The sequence below is a fragment of the Clostridium sp. OM05-6BH genome (genome assembly GCF_003481635.1).
GTDB lineage: Bacteria > Bacillota > Clostridia > Lachnospirales > Lachnospiraceae > Butyribacter.
This window is the reverse complement of sequence record NZ_QULH01000014.1, coordinates 1-15,342: the sequence shown is the minus strand read 5'-3', so window position 1 is coordinate 15,342 and position 15,342 is coordinate 1. Positions and strand designations below refer to the sequence as shown.

The following is a 15,342-nucleotide window of genomic DNA, read 5'->3' as shown; positions in this document are numbered from 1 at the left end:
GAGTTTCTTTTCGAAAATCTCATCCTATAAATGACATGGACCGGATCCAATCTCAACGACATAAAAATCTGCCGCATATCCGATCTTATCCTTATATGCCTTGCCTACCTGTGCAATAAATGCATCAACCGCCTCATCTTTCACAATACTCACTGTACATCCGCCAAATCCTGCTCCGGTCATACGAGAACCGATGACACCATCTACTTTCCAAGCCTGTTCCACAAGCGTATCTAACTCTTTTCCTGTTACCTCATAATCATCACGCAAAGATACGTGAGAAGCGTTCATCAATTGTCCGAACAGTTCAATGTTATTTTCCTGCAACGCTTTCACTGCCTTGATCGTACGCTGATTCTCATAAACAGCATGCTTTGCTCTCTTGCGTCTGACATCATCCTTGATCGCTGACTTCACCTGTTCAAACTGCTCCTCCGTCAGATCGCCGAGCGTCTGGATCGGCATCTCCTTTTGAATCTCTGCCAATGCCGTCTCACACTCCTCACGGCGTTCATTGTACTTCGAATCGCCCAGGCCACGCTTTTTATTACTGCATGCGATCACAATCTTCGCACCGTCCAGTTGAACCGGAGCATATTCATAAGAAAGATCTGCCGTATCCAAAAAGATTGCATGATCCTTTTTGCCCATTGCGATCGCAAACTGATCCATGATCCCACAATTCACACCGTTGAATTTATTCTCCGAAAACTGGCCGATCAGCGCCAAATCCTGATTTGAAATACCAAGTCCAAACAATTCGCTCAAAATATAGCCGGTAACCACCTCTACAGATGCAGAAGATGACAATCCCGAACCGTTCGGGATATTACCAAACAACAGAAGGTCAATACCCTCATTGATCTCATAGCCCCTCTGTCCTAACGCCCAAATGATTCCCTTCGGATAATTCGTCCATCCGGCTTCCCTGCATGGTTTCAGATCATCCAGACTGGAAGTAATGATACCAAGATGTTCAAAATTCATCGAGAAAAAGCGTAACTTTCTGTCGTTTCTCTTGCGAGCCACAGCATAAGTACCTATCGTCAATGCGCACGGGAATACATGGCCACCGTTATAATCTGTATGTTCACCGATCAAATTTACACGTCCCGGTGCAAAAAATGCGTGTGCCTCTCCTTCGCCATATACTTCCCTGAATTTCTGCAAAATCGTATTCTTAATATCCTTCATATCTCCTCATTTCTGCGCTGGAAATCATGTGTTTTGTAGTATTTGCTTGCACGGACCTCTTCCCGGCATTCTTCTGCGTCCCATGCGCCGACGCAAATATTTCTTTGAACTTATATTTTACAATATTTTGTGGTCTCTTTCAAGAACAAACGCAAAGCCAGCGCTTTGCTTTTGTCACGCTACACAACAGCAGTTTCCTATTAAGGAACGAAAAGGGAAGCATCTATTTCGATGCTTCCCTTTTCGTATCTTTGTCTGATGGTGTCAATGTCACAAATCCATGCCCCTGCAGTGTACGGAAATACGCCAGCAATCTGTCATATAACGGCTCGGCATCCTCGCCGAACTCCTCCTTCACTAACAGAGCAATATCATAAATCGTATGCACACCATCTATTTGTTTCCAAATGAAACTCCCGAACTGTTCCAAGGCAATGTGGCTGACTGCCGGACGCCCAAAACATTTCTGGGCAATGCGGTTAAACACACCCTTGTTCTCGACATCCACCGTCACCCGATGCTCATCGTCTTCCGTCCAGTTCAGTTTTTCCGGAATACGCGGAACATAATCCAACAAATTATTGTCTTTCTTCACTATTTTTCTACCTTTGCTTCTTTACTCCAGATAGTAAACTTCAGGACAACCAAAATGATCACCGCCATGACTGCGAGGCCACCTGCTTGTCCCAAATTAAGGACACCAGAAAGATCCACTAAGCTTGCAACCGTCTTGCCCTTAATCGTTACTACAGCAAGAACAGCAAGCAAAATACCAACCAGTCCTTCACCCGCGATCATACCGGAGCAGCAAAGTACACCGTTATTGATAACTTTGTCTTTGTTCGCTTTGCCGTCATAAACCTTCTCTAAGATCAGACGAAGTACGCCACCTACCATAATGCAGGCAGAAAGTTCGATCGGCAAATACAAACCAATGGCAAACGGCAGAACCGGGATAGATAATAACTCGATCATAATTGCAATAAACACACCGATAAATACAAGTGCCCAAGGAAGATTTCCGCCCATAACACCTTCAACGATCATCTTCATCAAAGTTGCCTGTGGTGCAGCAAGCTCAGCCGTACCAAATCCCCACGCACTATTCAACAAGTAAAGTACAAAACCGATCGTTACTGCTGAAACAACCGCACCGATCAACTCACCGTACTGCTGCTTCACCGGAGTTGCACCAAGAATATATCCTGTTTTCAAATCCTGTGACATATCACCAGCCATTGCTGCAACGATACAGATTACAGAGCCGATTGCAATCGCTGCGATCATTCCTGACGCACCGGTATTACCCGTTGCTTTAAGGATCAAGCTGGTGATCAACAACGTTGCGATCGCCATTCCGGATACCGGGTTGTTACTGCTGCCGACCAATCCAACCATACGAGAGGAAACCGTAGCAAAAAAGAATCCAAAGATAACAATGATGACAGCACCCAAAACACCAATCGGAATGACCGGAAGTGCTGCGATCAAAATGATCAAAATAGCAAGCATTCCAAGTACTACACCCATATTCAGATCACGGTTCGTACGCTCCTCTTTGCCGATTTTTTCTTTATTGAAGATACCTTTCATCGCATCGGCGAAGGTACGACAGATCAATGGCAATGATTTGATCAAGCTGATAATTCCACCGGCTGCAACGGCACCTGCGCCGATATAACGGATATAATTCGACCAGATTCCAGACGCTCCGCTTGTTTTCCATACTTCTGCGATAGAAACTGTTGCAGGGTACAGTACCGTATGTGCGCCAAACAAATAGATCGCCGGGATCAACACCAGCCAGCCAAGAATGGCACCCGCAAACATATAAGAAGCAATCTTAAAGCCACAAATGTAACCTACACTGATCAATGCCGGATAAACCTCTGTACTGATCTCTCCGTGAATCTTATTGATCGTCAATGTTGCGACATTAGAAACAACCTTGAAACCGTCCACGATAAACTTGATCAAAGCAGAAACACCCATTCCAATAAACACGACTGCTGCATTGGCGCCGCCTTCCTGTCCGGCAAGCAAAACCTCTGCACACGCTGTTCCCTCCGGATACGGAAGGGTTCCATGCTCTTTTACGATCAATGCCTTGCGCAATGGCACCATGAAACAAATGCCTAACAGACCACCGATCATTGCAATTAAAGCAATCTCCACAATACCAGGCATCTGCGCCTTGCCTTCAGCTGCCCACAAAAACAATGCCGGCATCGTAAAGATCGCACCGGCTGCCAAAGACTCACCGGCAGAACCGATCGTCTGCACCATGTTGCTTTCCAAGATCGTATCGTCCTTCTTTGTGGAAAAACGTCCGATCAGCTTATACACCCCCATGCCAATAACTGCTGCAGGAATAGACGCTGAAACCGTCATACCTACACGAAGCCCTAAGTAAGCATTGGCCGCTCCAAAGACAATTGCCAGCAGCACGCCGATAATGATCGATGACGGCGTAAATTCCGGCAATACCTTATCTGCACTTACGTAGGGTTTGAAAGAATTGTTCTCTTCCATAATAAATAAACCTCCTTAAATTCTAAGACCAAAGCGTCAAAGTCGTAAAAAAGCCTGTCAGGCAAATCCAGACCAAATAGAACGATTTTAACACTAGAATCTTTTTGACAAAAAAAGAACTTGCGCCCTTATAACATCGATTTCTGTTCATCAAACGCAAGCATTTTCAATTGTATCATAAGAATTTTCAAAAAGCAAGAAGAATGCTATTTTTATGAAAATTCCGGCAAATTCATGAAAAAATTTCCCAACAATTTCTAATTTGTTTTCCTAAAATCGGAACACGCTACCCAAAAAAATATGCCAGGACCAGAAATCATTTTTAGGAATGCCAATATGGTTTCTGGTCTTTGTGCGAAAATCCGCGCAAAGTTTCTTGATAGGCGGCGATTTTGTGTTGATACTCTGTAACCTGTTTATCCTTTAATCGTCCCTTGTCCGACAACTCTTGAAACTTCTGTTCCAAAAGAACAAACGCCTCCTGCGCTGCATCCTTGTAATTATTGGCAATATTCGAGTCAATCTCCTGCACGATCGTCTCTAACTCCTTATTTTTGCCAAGTCCATGTATAAATTCAAACATCGTTACCTCTTTTCTATACTTCCCATCTTATAACTTTCCCTGTCTCATAACTTTCCCTGTCTTATAACTTTCCCTGCTTCCGCAAATATGCCAAAAATCCTTCACACCCATCCAACACATCTCGATACGTTTCATCAAAATTACCCGTATACCATGGGTCCGCAATCTCACCGGGACGATCTGTGAAGTCCAACAAAAGGGACACCTTCTGCTCCGGATCCTTCCCAAAAATCCGCATCATATTGCGGTAGTTCCATTGATCCATTCCGATGATATAATCAAAGTTGCAGTAATCACTTTTTCGTACCTGCTTGGCATAATGTTCCAAAACAGGGACTCCAACCTGTCGTAACTTTGCGACCGTTCCGTGGTGCGGCCCATTGCCAATCTCCTCTGTGCTTGTCGCCATGGAATCAATGTAAAAATTGTCTATGTATCCGGCACGGTTTACAAGGTCCTGTAGGACGAACTGCGCCATTGTGCTGCGGCAGATGTTGCCGTGGCAAACAAATAAAATCTTGATTTTTCTCATATTTCCAGTATTTTCGGGCTTTTCAAGCCTTTTTACCTTTCTTCATTTTTCACTTATTCTGGCATATTTTGGCATATCTTTGCATATTTTTGTCATCAATTTTGGTAAAAACTTTGGTAAATTTCAAGTCTGTACCAAAGGCAAATCTGCCATTGGGAATCGACAGGTAAGAAATTGGGGATTAAGATAAATACTGGCATTCAGCCATTTTTCTCTCATTTTCATCAGGTCATTATGAATTAATTGCTTTTTGAAAATCTTCCTGTGCATCCTGAAATTTAACATGAGTATAGGTATTCATCGTAACACTGATATCCGAGTGTCCCATAATATACTGAAGCATCTTCGGATTCATTCCCGACTTAGCCATATTAGAACAAAATGTATGGCGACACACATGTGGTGTAATCGGCGGCATCTGAACCTTATATATGCTATTGTACTTTTCCCGAATATGTTGGAAATACTTTTCCCAATGTAATGCCACCATAGGCATATCATTCTTATCAAGGAATAAAAATCCTGTCATTCCATCAACCATCGGTTCAACTTTGGGATTGACCCTGTCCTTAAGTATTCTCTTGAAACAAGCCACCACCTCATCAGACATTGGAACATATCTCTCGCCACTTTCTGTCTTAGGCTTTTCAATGATATACTGCATCTGACTTGTTCTCTGTAATTGATGATTTACCCGTATTCTTTTGTTTTTAAAATCCAAATCTGATTTTGTAAGCCCACAGAACTCTGATATACGAAGTCCTGTGTTAAAGAGAATAAATATTGCATCATAGTACTTGCAAAAATGCGCATCTTCTTTTATGAATCTTAGAAATTCCCGCTCCTGCTTTCTTGTGACAGCTTCTCTTCTCACACTATCATTCACAATAACATTGACCAGTTCAAAGCCAAATGGATTTTTGCGAATCAAGTCATCTTCTTCCGCCATCTGAAATGCCGGTCTTAATACTCCCCGGATAGTATGAATTGAACTATAACCTTTTCCATCTACCCTCTGAAGCTTGATCAACCAGGCTTTCGCATCCGATAATTTCACTTTGTCGATTCTTTTTTTGCCAAAATCATCTTTTTTCAGCAGATTAATTACCGTCTTATAACCAGCATAAGTACTCTGTCTGACCCCTATTTTAAGACTTACATATTTCTCCACTAATTCAAGAACTGTAAGTCCTCCACCTCCTGGAACAAGTCCGTTAAACATATCCTGTTCCAGCTGTTTTTCCTTTTCTCTTAAAGAAAGCTCCATTTTCTTTCCTTTAGGTATAGGATCATTATGGTCCAAACGCCAACTATATAAATTCCCTTCATTTCCATGAATATCTACATATCTAAAACGATAACGTCCATCTGCTCTCTGGTACTCTCCTTCGTGAAGAATTCTATTGCGATTATCTCGTCTTTTCTCACTCATAGCTTTGTCTCCTTTCAAAAAAGAGAGCCCTAGCATGGTTATTGTACCACATTTGTGCCCCCTTTTCTACTACTTTACATATTAAATTGCAGTTGACTCTGCCAGAAATTGCTCAAATTTCTCTTTCTTAAACAAAACTTTGTTTCCTACTAACAGATAAAACTCCCCATTTGGATGGATATCTACAATTTGTCTAAGTCTCTTTTCACCAATGTGATAAAACTGTGCCGCTTCAGTTACAGAAAGCAAATATCGCTTCCATATAGGAATATCTATACTCTGATTCTCTAATTCATTTTCATCATCCATCATATTCTCCAATCTGCAGCTGTCTGACTAACATCGCATCAACCTTTTTTATTGCATCTGTGCTGACAATCATCCCGGCAGTCTGTATTATCTGTTCCTCATTTATTGTGACAAGCTGCTCCGGTAAAAACATTGTTGTATGTCTTAAAAATCCTCTAATTTCTGAAGGCTCAATATTGAAATGTACTGGAATATAATCCTTTTTCAACTTAGTTGTCCCCGGAACAACTGTGTATACAGGTGATTTTCCGTTTGCTTTGTCGCAGCTTATTACAATACATGGTCTCCTTCCAGCTTGTATATGCCTGAGTCCACTTTTTAATTCAGCCCACACAATCATATTTCTCTTTATCTTCACTGCAGATCACCTCTCTTTGGTGGAATATACAAGTCAACCTTGGGTTCCTTCTCATCTACACTGAATAATCTATACCCAGCTTCCCTTACTGCTCCTATTTTTAAATAAGAATCTGCTATTCCGTCTGAAATAGCATCGAGATTTGTTACGATAAGCGCATCTGCCTTTCCTGCTCTCATATATCTTATTGCCTTATAAAACACTTCATCCCTTAATCGTCGTCCAAAAATTCCTCTTCGGAATACTTTCATAGGAATAAGATTGTTATTGTCAGCAAATTCCATGATTCGTTTCAACTGCTTATTTTCCTTTTTCTCTGCTGCAATACAGTCATTCTCCTCATCAGAAGACAACATCACAACACACTTTATCGGCTGTATGGTCAGTGGCTTTTTCTTTCTTCCTGCTCTTCTCATTTCAAACCACTTCCTTTCTTGCCTCTAAGCCTTCAATAAAAATCAAACATGTAGACATTGCATATTCTCTATCATTTGGTTTAAGCATCTGCAATTTATCTTCCAATACAGACAAATCTTTATTCTCATGTTTTTCCCTGCTTTCAATTCCAAACAATGTATTAGGATCTACTCCATACTTTGTTACAATCTTCAGCATAAGTTCCAGACTCATCCGATGTCTTCCCTGCTCAATTTGCGAATAATGAATATAACTTACATCAAGGCTCTCCGCCATATCATTCTGTGTATATCCATATTTATTTCTAATACTTCTCAAAGTATTACCAACTGCATAAATATCATATATCATCCTGAATAACCTCACTCTCTAACCGATTCATGATGTATTCCACTGCCTCAGCCTCTGTTGGGCATTTGATGACTGGCTTCCCATAGTCATCAAATACCACTGTTTCAGAAGCAAATACAATGTAGGAATACCTGCCTGAATTCCTAACACTCAATCGCATAATTGTTGTACCTCGCACTCATAGTACCAAGGTCAAATATTGTCACACCCAAATCATTTATGCGATCCATCATTGACTTTAAATCTTCCGGATTTCTTGTAATCTCATAAATATCTTCTACGACAAGTACCTTGTAATCTGAAATCTCAAGAATTTCCATCAGCTGTCGCATCTGAGGTCTGTCAACCGATGTAGATGCTCCATCATCTACAACAGTCTGATCACACTCAATTCCCACACTTAAAGCATATGTCTGATCAAGTTCTTTCTGTCGGTTCACATTATTCATACTCATCATTGACTTTATAAACAAAAGTCCTTTGTAAAGTTCTTTTCCGTTATACTTTTTCATGGCTATTACCTTCCTTAATTGAAATATTAAAGAAAGCATTGTGCACGCCGCTTTCAAACTCTGTGCTGTATCTCAAGCACAAGTATATTGTAATCTGCCACACCTTAATTGCCGACCGTGTACAGGCGACAATTATGTCGTGTAAACACGACAATCACTTTTCAACTGACACGCTTTTCATTGCTTTCATCATTGCAAGACACTGTCTTATCTGCAATTCATCCATATCTGAAAGAACATCCATTGCCTCAGATAATAGTTCTGAATTTTCTTCATTCTTTCCATACATTATGAAATCAACAGATACACCAAGTACGATTGCCAGATTATCTAATGTCTGTGTCTTAAAATCTCCACCATTTTCAATCGCAGATAATGCTTGTCTGCCTATACCTACTCTATGAGCTAACTCATCCTGTGATAATCCTATCGCCTTTCTCCTGTCAGCAATTCGTATTCCTCTCTCATAATCCTTTTCTCTTGTCTGTGCTTTACTGCTCATAAATCCTCCTTGCCGCCCTTGGAAACGAACAAGTCGGATTACCCTTTACATCACAAAAAAGACGCACGAGGAAACCAGTATCATAAATACTGTTCGTTTCCCCTGCGTCTCTGGTGCTTCCATCTTTCGATGTGCCCTTATCAGGTGGGCTGTAATTTAATTTTCAATCATTATATTCTGAAAGTCCCATTCTCAGAATGTTCCTTCATCATTCCCTCGGAATACTTCTTAAGTATCATCACTCGCTTGCATCTGTCACACTTAATTCCAATATTCTGAAGTGCCACAGCGAAATCATCACCGCATACAAAGTATTCCATCATTAACTTGTTGCATTTTTTACATCTAATTTCTATAACATTTCCTTTGTTCAATTCAGTTCGCTCCTTATTCATACAAAATCATCAATCTACAATTCTGTACTCGTAAAGGAAAGGGAAATCACCTTTGCAAGCCTTTTGCCGGGAGTTCCGATGAATGTCTGCACATTCCCCGGCTTTGCTGATCTAAAGCCAACTGATATGAATTGTGCTGTCAGCACACAATCACATCAGGCTCCGGCTCTTTCCATAAACCACATATTGTTATCTTCATAGAAAAGGAATATTTCCTTTCCATCTACCACACAGGTATAACGCTCTCCAACGCCGCCAGCCCTTGTACTGGCTGCTCTGCGCTTGTCTTTTACTCGTGTAATCTCATACTTTCTGCCATCTTCCCACGTTATCTCTTTGGGAATGAGCAGTCCGTCCTTTGAAAATTCTGCAAGTACATCAACATATACCTTATTGCTCAATGTAATCACCTCGTATTATAAAGTAGTAGTTTTTATAGACCCTCTCCAAGGTCTTCATAACTATTAAGGTCATAGTCTATTCTTTACCTCTTCTGCAGGTTCGACTATGATATATAAGATGCTGTGGATTGGTTTCAATCACCTACCACTTGATGGTTTTAGGAAGGCTCCAACCACAGTCTCTTTGTTCATTTGTTAATCAGTTAGATACCGCATGACGGTTTATTTAGAACGAGGATACAATCGCAAGGAGCACCCTGTGGTTCTAAAACAGCATTAATACATTTCAAAGGAGATTATTATGATTTATGTAGGAATTGATGTCGCTAAGGATAAGCATGATTGCTTTATCACCAACTCTGATGGAGAAGTGTTGTTTAAACCATTTACCATTACTAACAACCTAGATGGTTTCAATGAACTTTATCAAAAAATTGAATCTGTTACGGAAGATGCAACAAAAGTAAAAGTAGGACTGGAAGCCACTGGACACTATAGTTACAATCTTCTCGGATATCTCATTGATAAAGGTTTGGCCGCCTATGTTATCAATCCGTTACATACCAATCTGTACAGAAAAAGTCTAAGCCTTAGACAGACGAAAACGGATAAAGTAGATGCCCGCACGATTGCTTCCATGCTCATGTCTGATGTGAACTTAAAGTCCTACTCAGACATATCTTACCATAACGAAGAGCTAAAGTCATTAACTCGTTATCGTTTTGATAAAGTAAAAGAACGTGCCAAGCTAAAGTCTTCCGTCTCAAGACTTGTCTGTATCTTATTCCCTGAATTAGAAAAGCTTGTGCCAACACTTCATATGGCATCTGTTTATTCAATGCTTTCTGAATTTCCCGGTGCTAAGCACGTAGCCAGCGCACATCTTACCAGACTTACAAATCTTCTTTCGGAAGCTTCAAAAGGTCGATATAGTAAAGATACTGCCATTACTTTCAGAGAAGCTGCAAGGGCTTCTATTGGCTCAAATATGCCAGCTAAATCACTTGAACTAAAACACACCATCAAGTTGATTCAGGAACTTGATTCCGAGATTGATGAAATCGAAAATGAAATCAAAGTCATCATGGATGAAATCAACTCACCGATTCTTAGTATTCCTGGAATTAATTATCGCATGGGTGCTATGATCATTGCCGAGATTGGTGACTTCAGTCGTTTTGATTCTCCTGATAAAATCTTAGCTTATGCTGGATTCTCACCATCAACATATCAATCCGGACAACTGGATGGTGCTTACGCACATATGGAAAAACGTGGTTCCAGATACCTGCGATACGCTTTGTACAATGCCGCCAAGTATGTCTGCCACTGGGATCCAACATTTGCAGGGTATCTTGCCAAGAAACGAGCTGAAGGCAAGCACTATAACGTTGCCATATCACATGCTGTAAAAAAGCTGGTTCGAGTGATTTATCATCTTGAAAAAACAAAGCAACAATACATCAAAGTAGCTTAATCAATTTTAATTCGATACTCCTTTTTGAGCACCTGTCACGATGCTCTTTTTGTCATGCAGTTTTCAAGGTTCATGGAACTCTAACTGAGTTCAAAATATATCTAAAATACATTTCTGTATTTTATTCAAAAAATATCATTTTAAGGCTTGACTTTTAATAGTTAGTCTTCCTTACAAGATTGCTATTGCTCTGGAAGCATCCATCTTCCTTGCTATATAGCCTTTTTCTTCTAATATTTTCAGATGTGCATAAACACTTGAAGTCGATGCCACCCCTACCATCTTGCATATCTCCCTGATAGTAGGAGCATAACCATTAACTCTCTGATATTGCATAATGCTTTCATACACATTCTGCTGCTTCTCCGTCAATGGTGCTCTGTCTACCAGATCAATTCTTTCTGCTTCGCTCATGTTCCGCCTCCCTCTTCTTTAACTCTATCGCTACTCGTAGTGCAGCTCAATTCCGCTTCGCTTCATTTCGCTCACGGCAGTCGCCGTATCAGATAACCAAGTCCCATATGTTTATGTACAAGCACAACACATCTGCGCCTTGATTATCTGGCACTTCTCGTTGCTAACCTGAGAAGTACCCATGTGGATGTACTGTGTGTTCTTCTTTTGCATTGACTGCCGACAGAATCCTGTCCCGGTACATGAGTCCCCTCTGGATACTGTAAAATCCAAATCTTCTGCGTATCTCATCAACCGCTGAATCCATCTTCATCTGCTTTTCACGCTTCTCCACACTTGAGAACAAATCAATCTGTTCCCAATAATTATCTGTTACTAAGTCTGCACCTCGGACACCAATACTGCGTATTGGTTTGCTCCAGTTATAGTTTTCCTTAAATATCTGATAAGCGTATGCAGCTATCTCTCCGGTGATATTCGTTGCGTGGTCAATCTTTTTCTGACGGGTAAAAGAGAATAGCTCATTATCCCCGACACTTATCTCAACCACTCTGCACCGGAATCCATTCTCACGAAGTCTTGCTGCAACACTCTCAGCCAGAATATAAAGAACAATCTTTACATCCTCATCGCATACTAAATCCTTTGGTGTCGTTGTGCTGTTTCCCACCGATTTGATTGGAGCGTGGGTATTCTCCAGTTTGACAGGTGATTCATCATAGCCATTAGCAAATGACCATAAGATGCTGCCCATCTTTCCAAGGTGGCTGTTAAGCATCCCTTCATCTGCCCTTGCAAGATCACCTATGGTTCTGATACCGAATTTTGCAAGCTTCTGATTCGTGCTCCTTCCGACATATAGCAGATCACTTACCGGAAGTGCCCATGCCTTCTGCTTAAACTCACTCTTATACATAGTTGTGATTGCATCCGGCTTCTTATAATCTGAACCAAGCTTTGCAAATATCTTATTGAAAGAAACACCAACACTCACTGTGATGCCAAGCTCTGACTTCATTCTCTTGCTGATTTCCTGTGCAATGAGCAATCCATCCCCTTTAAGGGAGCTGCTCCCTGTCACATCAAGCCAGCACTCATCAATTCCATATGGCTCCTGCTTGTCCGTATATTCTGCATATATCTCATGCGCCATCCTTGAGAACCGAAGATATAAGTCCATTCTTGGTGAAACAAATGTTATGTCCGGACAGACCTGCTTTGCCTGCCAGAGCGCCATTCCTGTTTTCACACCGTACTTCTTGGCAATATAGTCAGCAGTTAAGACAATCCCATGTCTTGCCTCCGGGTCACCGCCTACTGCCAGTGGCTTTCCTGCAAGCTCCGGATGATGCAGATGCTCAATCGAAGCATAACAACAGTTGATATCTGAATGAAGTATTACCCTGTCTCCCATCTGCATAACCTCCTGCATTTAATCTATCACTACCATAACCTTTAGTCCAAGTATATGAGTAATGTTCCTTACAGGGCATAGTATAACCCCAAGAATAATCGACTGTCAACGGACACATGTGTCTGTTTTCTCATTATATTGGATTTTTAACTTGAATAATTGGTACTATTGCTATATACTATGGAGTGAAAAGAGACATTAGAAATCAACTAATTGGAAAGAAAAGAGGCGTATGTATGTACTCAATCGGAGAAATCATTTCAACATATAGAAAAAAGAAAGGCTTGCTCCAGCAGGATCTCGCTGATGAACTGGCAAAAGAAGGCATCAAGATTTCCTATAAAGCCATATCCAACTGGGAGAGAAATCTTGCTGAACCAAGCGTTACCATATTTTACAAAGTGTGTAGAATCCTTGGTATCACTAATATGTATGAAGCATATTTTGGAGTAAATCCTGCTGATCCTTTTTCATCACTTACTGATGAAGGCAGGGAAAAGGCTATGGATTATATCAATCTGCTCCACGCATCCGGAATGTATGAAAAGCAAACTGCTAAGATAATTCCATTCAGAAGCATTGATATTTTTGAAAATGCAGTATCAGCCGGAACCGGTAACTTTCTCGTAGACGGACCTAAAGAGACTGTACGCATAGATGAATCTATTCTGCCGGAAGATACAACTTTCGGTGTACGCATTAGTGGTGACAGTATGGAACCTGAATTCCACGATGGTCAGATTGCATGGGTATTGCAACAGGAATCTGTTGCTAATGGAGAAATCGGCATCTTCGCTCTGAACGGAGAAGCCTATATCAAGAAGTTAAAGGACGACAAAGACGGAATTTTCCTTATCTCACTCAACGAAAAGTATGCACCTATCAAGGTTGGAGAAAATGACCGCTTAGACATATTTGGAAAAGTTCTTGGAAAATCTGATGCTTCTGCTCTTACCGATCATTGCCGATAAAAACGCAAGTCCTTTTTATTGGACACATTTTTTTGCATAATTGACAATAAGAAAATATCTATAGAACTGAAAGAAGGGATTTTTTATGGTGGTCACAAATAATATCAGAGAAATCCGTGAACAGCGTGGCATTTACCAGAATGACCTTGCCGCTGCTATCGGATTCAGCACCAAAACTGTCAGCAGGGTAGAACGTGGGGACGGCGCCCCATCTGCCGAATTTATGCTACGAGTATCTAAGTACTTTAATATGCTGGTGGAAGATGTATTTCATGTAGAGGAATAACGTGGAGCGAGTGAGCTCAATATTCAGCTCGCTCCGCTATCTTTCTTAAACTGAAAATCTTCTTTTATCTATTCCATATTCACACCAAATATGTTCTATCATACCATCTCCTCGTCCCAAAAAATCAACTTGTTCGCGCCATGCATTAATACCAGCTTCATCAAGCAACTTTTCAAATTCAACATATTCATCACTATTCAAATTTTTCCTCATAAGATTTTTTAATAATGTATCCTCCTCAGATTGAACATAATCTACACTTATTGGTTCGTCTTTTATTAATTCTTTTATAGCACAGTATGTATTAAATATCGAATCGTTCTTTTTAAGTGTTTTCTCAAGGACTTGCTGAACCAATTGCTTCTCATAATATTTTACATACACTTTATCAACCGCTGGATAAATAAACAATTCTTTAATATTTGTATAATCATCATCAGTGGAAAATACATCGTCATCATAACTTAAAACACATTTACCATCAATATAGTATCTTTTTTCCATAGTTCTCCTTTCGCAAATTAACCATAAATTGCTTTCAACTTTTTAAATCTAACAAATAGTCTCTTATCCTTAGGACACATCTTTTCAAGTTTCTCAAGACTATATCTTTTCAAATCATCCTTGCTTTTTATCCCCATTCCAAACGCATCCAAACATAGAAAGTCATCAAATATGACTCCATGTTCCCTATCATTCAGATCTTCTACACTACGAAGCTTTATGCCTTGCTCTTCACAAATCTGATATAATTCCTGCAATGTTGCCTGCCCCATATTGCGAAACTTTATAAAATGCTCCTTTGGATATTCTCTCAATCCTTCCAATGACTCAAATCCATTTCTTCTTAGGATATTCCGTAATCTGCTCGACATTTCAATATCATCATAATCTGTTTTTTCAGCGTACATAAAAGCTCCCTTTCGTCATTTTATTTGTCGTATAACTTATCAACCTCAGCTTCGTACACTGATTCAGTATGAGTATCAAATAGCACCCATTCCACCAGATCAAAGCTATCCGGATTGTCCTGCAAAAATCTGTTTACTGTATGTACTGCAATCTTTGCCGCTAACTCAACCGGAAAACTATATACTCCCGTTGATATGGAAGGAAATGCAATAGACCTAATTCCATTATCCATTGCCAGATTCATAGAATTAAAATAGCAGTTAGCAAGAAGTTCCTCTTCTCTATCCCTGCCACCATTCCATATCAGTCGGTCATTTTTTGCGGACAGTTCATACATGCTATCCTTTTCT

23 protein-coding genes are annotated in these 15,342 nt (G+C 40.4%); 3 read left to right on the top strand and 20 right to left on the bottom strand.

Going from position 1 to position 15,342, the window contains the following annotated elements; all coding sequences use genetic code 11:
• Positions 1 to 24: 24 nt before the first annotated feature.
• The 15 genes from DXB73_RS10910 to DXB73_RS10840 all read right to left on the bottom strand — a co-directional run bounded on the left by DXB73_RS10910 (position 25) and on the right by DXB73_RS10840 (position 9,527).
• The gene (locus DXB73_RS10910) at positions 25 to 1,194 is read right to left on the bottom strand and encodes a galactokinase (protein WP_022024197.1); all 1,170 of its coding nucleotides are present in this window, start codon (positions 1,192 to 1,194) and stop codon (positions 25 to 27) included.
• Between the two features lie 223 nt (positions 1,195 to 1,417).
• On the bottom strand, positions 1,418 to 1,789 hold the full coding sequence (locus tag DXB73_RS10905) for a PqqD family protein (protein WP_243104070.1): 372 nt from the start codon (positions 1,787 to 1,789) through the stop codon (positions 1,418 to 1,420).
• Complete coding sequence (locus DXB73_RS10900) at positions 1,789 to 3,726, bottom strand: oligopeptide transporter, OPT family (RefSeq protein WP_118691150.1); 1,938 nt, start codon at positions 3,724 to 3,726, stop codon at positions 1,789 to 1,791. The genes DXB73_RS10905 and DXB73_RS10900 overlap by 1 nt, the downstream gene beginning before the upstream one ends.
• 322 nt (positions 3,727 to 4,048) lie before the next feature.
• The gene (locus tag DXB73_RS10895) at positions 4,049 to 4,309 is read right to left on the bottom strand and encodes a hypothetical protein (protein WP_118691149.1); all 261 of its coding nucleotides are present in this window, start codon (positions 4,307 to 4,309) and stop codon (positions 4,049 to 4,051) included.
• Between the two features lie 61 nt (positions 4,310 to 4,370).
• Positions 4,371 to 4,841, bottom strand: coding sequence for a low molecular weight protein-tyrosine-phosphatase (locus DXB73_RS10890; protein ID WP_118691148.1), 471 nt, complete (start codon positions 4,839 to 4,841; stop codon positions 4,371 to 4,373).
• 232 nt (positions 4,842 to 5,073) lie between these two features.
• Complete coding sequence (locus tag DXB73_RS10880) at positions 5,074 to 6,273, bottom strand: site-specific integrase (protein WP_117918736.1); 1,200 nt, start codon at positions 6,271 to 6,273, stop codon at positions 5,074 to 5,076.
• 81 nt (positions 6,274 to 6,354) lie between these two features.
• Positions 6,355 to 6,582 carry an excisionase gene (locus DXB73_RS10875; protein WP_243006712.1) on the bottom strand — a complete coding sequence of 76 codons (228 nt, stop codon included), beginning with the start codon at positions 6,580 to 6,582 and terminating at the stop codon, positions 6,355 to 6,357.
• Positions 6,575 to 6,940: a type II toxin-antitoxin system PemK/MazF family toxin gene (locus tag DXB73_RS10870; RefSeq protein WP_117918740.1), complete on the bottom strand. Its 366-nt coding sequence runs from the start codon at positions 6,938 to 6,940 to the stop codon at positions 6,575 to 6,577. The genes DXB73_RS10875 and DXB73_RS10870 overlap by 8 nt, the downstream gene beginning before the upstream one ends.
• Positions 6,937 to 7,356: a recombinase family protein gene (locus tag DXB73_RS10865; protein WP_117918743.1), complete on the bottom strand. Its 420-nt coding sequence runs from the start codon at positions 7,354 to 7,356 to the stop codon at positions 6,937 to 6,939. Before DXB73_RS10865 ends, DXB73_RS10870 begins: the two co-directional genes overlap by 4 nt.
• A gap of 1 nt (position 7,357) precedes the next feature.
• Positions 7,358 to 7,708 carry a helix-turn-helix transcriptional regulator gene (locus DXB73_RS10860; protein ID WP_117918745.1) on the bottom strand — a complete coding sequence of 117 codons (351 nt, stop codon included), beginning with the start codon at positions 7,706 to 7,708 and terminating at the stop codon, positions 7,358 to 7,360.
• Complete coding sequence (locus tag DXB73_RS14575) at positions 7,698 to 7,868, bottom strand: hypothetical protein (RefSeq protein WP_182002590.1); 171 nt, start codon at positions 7,866 to 7,868, stop codon at positions 7,698 to 7,700. Before DXB73_RS14575 ends, DXB73_RS10860 begins: the two co-directional genes overlap by 11 nt.
• Positions 7,852 to 8,220, bottom strand: a complete 369-nt coding sequence (locus DXB73_RS10855) for a recombinase family protein (protein WP_117918747.1) — start codon at positions 8,218 to 8,220, stop codon at positions 7,852 to 7,854. The genes DXB73_RS14575 and DXB73_RS10855 overlap by 17 nt, the downstream gene beginning before the upstream one ends.
• Positions 8,221 to 8,374: 154 nt before the next feature.
• Positions 8,375 to 8,722, bottom strand: a complete 348-nt coding sequence (locus DXB73_RS10850; protein ID WP_117918749.1) for a helix-turn-helix transcriptional regulator — start codon at positions 8,720 to 8,722, stop codon at positions 8,375 to 8,377.
• 170 nt (positions 8,723 to 8,892) lie between these two features.
• On the bottom strand, positions 8,893 to 9,117 hold the full coding sequence (locus DXB73_RS10845) for a hypothetical protein (protein WP_117918751.1): 225 nt from the start codon (positions 9,115 to 9,117) through the stop codon (positions 8,893 to 8,895).
• A gap of 155 nt (positions 9,118 to 9,272) precedes the next feature.
• On the bottom strand, positions 9,273 to 9,527 hold the full coding sequence (locus tag DXB73_RS10840) for a hypothetical protein (protein ID WP_004611568.1): 255 nt from the start codon (positions 9,525 to 9,527) through the stop codon (positions 9,273 to 9,275).
• Between the two features lie 292 nt (positions 9,528 to 9,819).
• Here DXB73_RS10840 and DXB73_RS10835 point away from each other — a divergent pair, with 292 nt between their 5' ends.
• Positions 9,820 to 10,995, top strand: a complete 1,176-nt coding sequence (locus tag DXB73_RS10835) for an IS110 family transposase (RefSeq protein WP_117715743.1) — start codon at positions 9,820 to 9,822, stop codon at positions 10,993 to 10,995.
• A 171-nt stretch (positions 10,996 to 11,166) separates the two neighbouring features.
• On the opposite strand, the gene DXB73_RS10830 is transcribed toward DXB73_RS10835, so the two are convergent.
• Positions 11,167 to 11,409 carry a LexA repressor gene (locus DXB73_RS10830; protein WP_117918753.1) on the bottom strand — a complete coding sequence of 81 codons (243 nt, stop codon included), beginning with the start codon at positions 11,407 to 11,409 and terminating at the stop codon, positions 11,167 to 11,169.
• Positions 11,410 to 11,572: 163 nt separating this feature from the next.
• The gene (gene dinB, locus DXB73_RS10825) at positions 11,573 to 12,823 is read right to left on the bottom strand and encodes a DNA polymerase IV (RefSeq protein WP_118691172.1); all 1,251 of its coding nucleotides are present in this window, start codon (positions 12,821 to 12,823) and stop codon (positions 11,573 to 11,575) included.
• Between the two features lie 236 nt (positions 12,824 to 13,059).
• On the opposite strand from dinB, the gene DXB73_RS10820 reads away from it, so the two are divergent.
• Together DXB73_RS10820 and DXB73_RS10815 are read left to right on the top strand one after the other, a co-directional pair.
• Entirely contained in the window at positions 13,060 to 13,794 is a 735-nt protein-coding gene (locus DXB73_RS10820; RefSeq protein ID WP_117613581.1) for an XRE family transcriptional regulator, read from the top strand.
• 85 nt (positions 13,795 to 13,879) lie between these two features.
• Positions 13,880 to 14,080 carry a helix-turn-helix transcriptional regulator gene (locus DXB73_RS10815; protein ID WP_022171364.1) on the top strand — a complete coding sequence of 67 codons (201 nt, stop codon included), beginning with the start codon at positions 13,880 to 13,882 and terminating at the stop codon, positions 14,078 to 14,080.
• Positions 14,081 to 14,125: 45 nt separating this feature from the next.
• Here DXB73_RS10815 and DXB73_RS10810 read toward each other — a convergent pair whose 3' ends face one another.
• From DXB73_RS10810 to DXB73_RS10800, 3 genes are all read right to left on the bottom strand, one after another.
• Positions 14,126 to 14,584: a hypothetical protein gene (locus DXB73_RS10810; RefSeq protein ID WP_117613580.1), complete on the bottom strand. Its 459-nt coding sequence runs from the start codon at positions 14,582 to 14,584 to the stop codon at positions 14,126 to 14,128.
• Positions 14,585 to 14,601: 17 nt separating this feature from the next.
• On the bottom strand, positions 14,602 to 14,991 hold the full coding sequence (locus DXB73_RS14920) for a DNA-directed RNA polymerase subunit alpha C-terminal domain-containing protein (RefSeq protein ID WP_242999696.1): 390 nt from the start codon (positions 14,989 to 14,991) through the stop codon (positions 14,602 to 14,604).
• Between the two features lie 20 nt (positions 14,992 to 15,011).
• On the bottom strand, positions 15,012 to 15,342 hold a 331-nt coding region (locus DXB73_RS10800; RefSeq protein ID WP_182448510.1), incomplete at its 5' end, for a macro domain-containing protein.

What these genes read in the sequence shown, in the direction of transcription:
- DXB73_RS10855 (WP_117918747.1), bottom strand. Translation starts at nt 8,220, where the DNA reads ATGAAAAAGTATAACGGAAAAGAACTTTACAAAGGACTTTTGTTTATA.
- DXB73_RS10830 (WP_117918753.1), bottom strand. Translation starts at nt 11,409, where the DNA reads ATGAGCGAAGCAGAAAGAATTGATCTGGTAGACAGAGCACCATTGACG.
- DXB73_RS10880 (WP_117918736.1), bottom strand. Translation starts at nt 6,273, where the DNA reads ATGAGTGAGAAAAGACGAGATAATCGCAATAGAATTCTTCACGAAGGA.
- DXB73_RS14920 (WP_242999696.1), bottom strand. Translation starts at nt 14,991, where the DNA reads ATGTACGCTGAAAAAACAGATTATGATGATATTGAAATGTCGAGCAGA.
- DXB73_RS10850 (WP_117918749.1), bottom strand. Translation starts at nt 8,722, where the DNA reads ATGAGCAGTAAAGCACAGACAAGAGAAAAGGATTATGAGAGAGGAATA.
- DXB73_RS10810 (WP_117613580.1), bottom strand. Translation starts at nt 14,584, where the DNA reads ATGGAAAAAAGATACTATATTGATGGTAAATGTGTTTTAAGTTATGAT.
- DXB73_RS10835 (WP_117715743.1), top strand. Translation starts at nt 9,820, where the DNA reads ATGATTTATGTAGGAATTGATGTCGCTAAGGATAAGCATGATTGCTTT.
- DXB73_RS10875 (WP_243006712.1), bottom strand. Translation starts at nt 6,582, where the DNA reads ATGGATGATGAAAATGAATTAGAGAATCAGAGTATAGATATTCCTATA.
- dinB (WP_118691172.1), bottom strand. Translation starts at nt 12,823, where the DNA reads ATGGGAGACAGGGTAATACTTCATTCAGATATCAACTGTTGTTATGCT.
- DXB73_RS10865 (WP_117918743.1), bottom strand. Translation starts at nt 7,356, where the DNA reads ATGAGAAGAGCAGGAAGAAAGAAAAAGCCACTGACCATACAGCCGATA.
- DXB73_RS10895 (WP_118691149.1), bottom strand. Translation starts at nt 4,309, where the DNA reads ATGTTTGAATTTATACATGGACTTGGCAAAAATAAGGAGTTAGAGACG.
- DXB73_RS14575 (WP_182002590.1), bottom strand. Translation starts at nt 7,868, where the DNA reads ATGCGATTGAGTGTTAGGAATTCAGGCAGGTATTCCTACATTGTATTT.
- DXB73_RS10910 (WP_022024197.1), bottom strand. Translation starts at nt 1,194, where the DNA reads ATGAAGGATATTAAGAATACGATTTTGCAGAAATTCAGGGAAGTATAT.
- DXB73_RS10820 (WP_117613581.1), top strand. Translation starts at nt 13,060, where the DNA reads ATGTACTCAATCGGAGAAATCATTTCAACATATAGAAAAAAGAAAGGC.
- DXB73_RS10890 (WP_118691148.1), bottom strand. Translation starts at nt 4,841, where the DNA reads ATGAGAAAAATCAAGATTTTATTTGTTTGCCACGGCAACATCTGCCGC.
- DXB73_RS10900 (WP_118691150.1), bottom strand. Translation starts at nt 3,726, where the DNA reads ATGGAAGAGAACAATTCTTTCAAACCCTACGTAAGTGCAGATAAGGTA.
- DXB73_RS10815 (WP_022171364.1), top strand. Translation starts at nt 13,880, where the DNA reads ATGGTGGTCACAAATAATATCAGAGAAATCCGTGAACAGCGTGGCATT.
- DXB73_RS10860 (WP_117918745.1), bottom strand. Translation starts at nt 7,708, where the DNA reads ATGATATATGATATTTATGCAGTTGGTAATACTTTGAGAAGTATTAGA.
- DXB73_RS10845 (WP_117918751.1), bottom strand. Translation starts at nt 9,117, where the DNA reads ATGAATAAGGAGCGAACTGAATTGAACAAAGGAAATGTTATAGAAATT.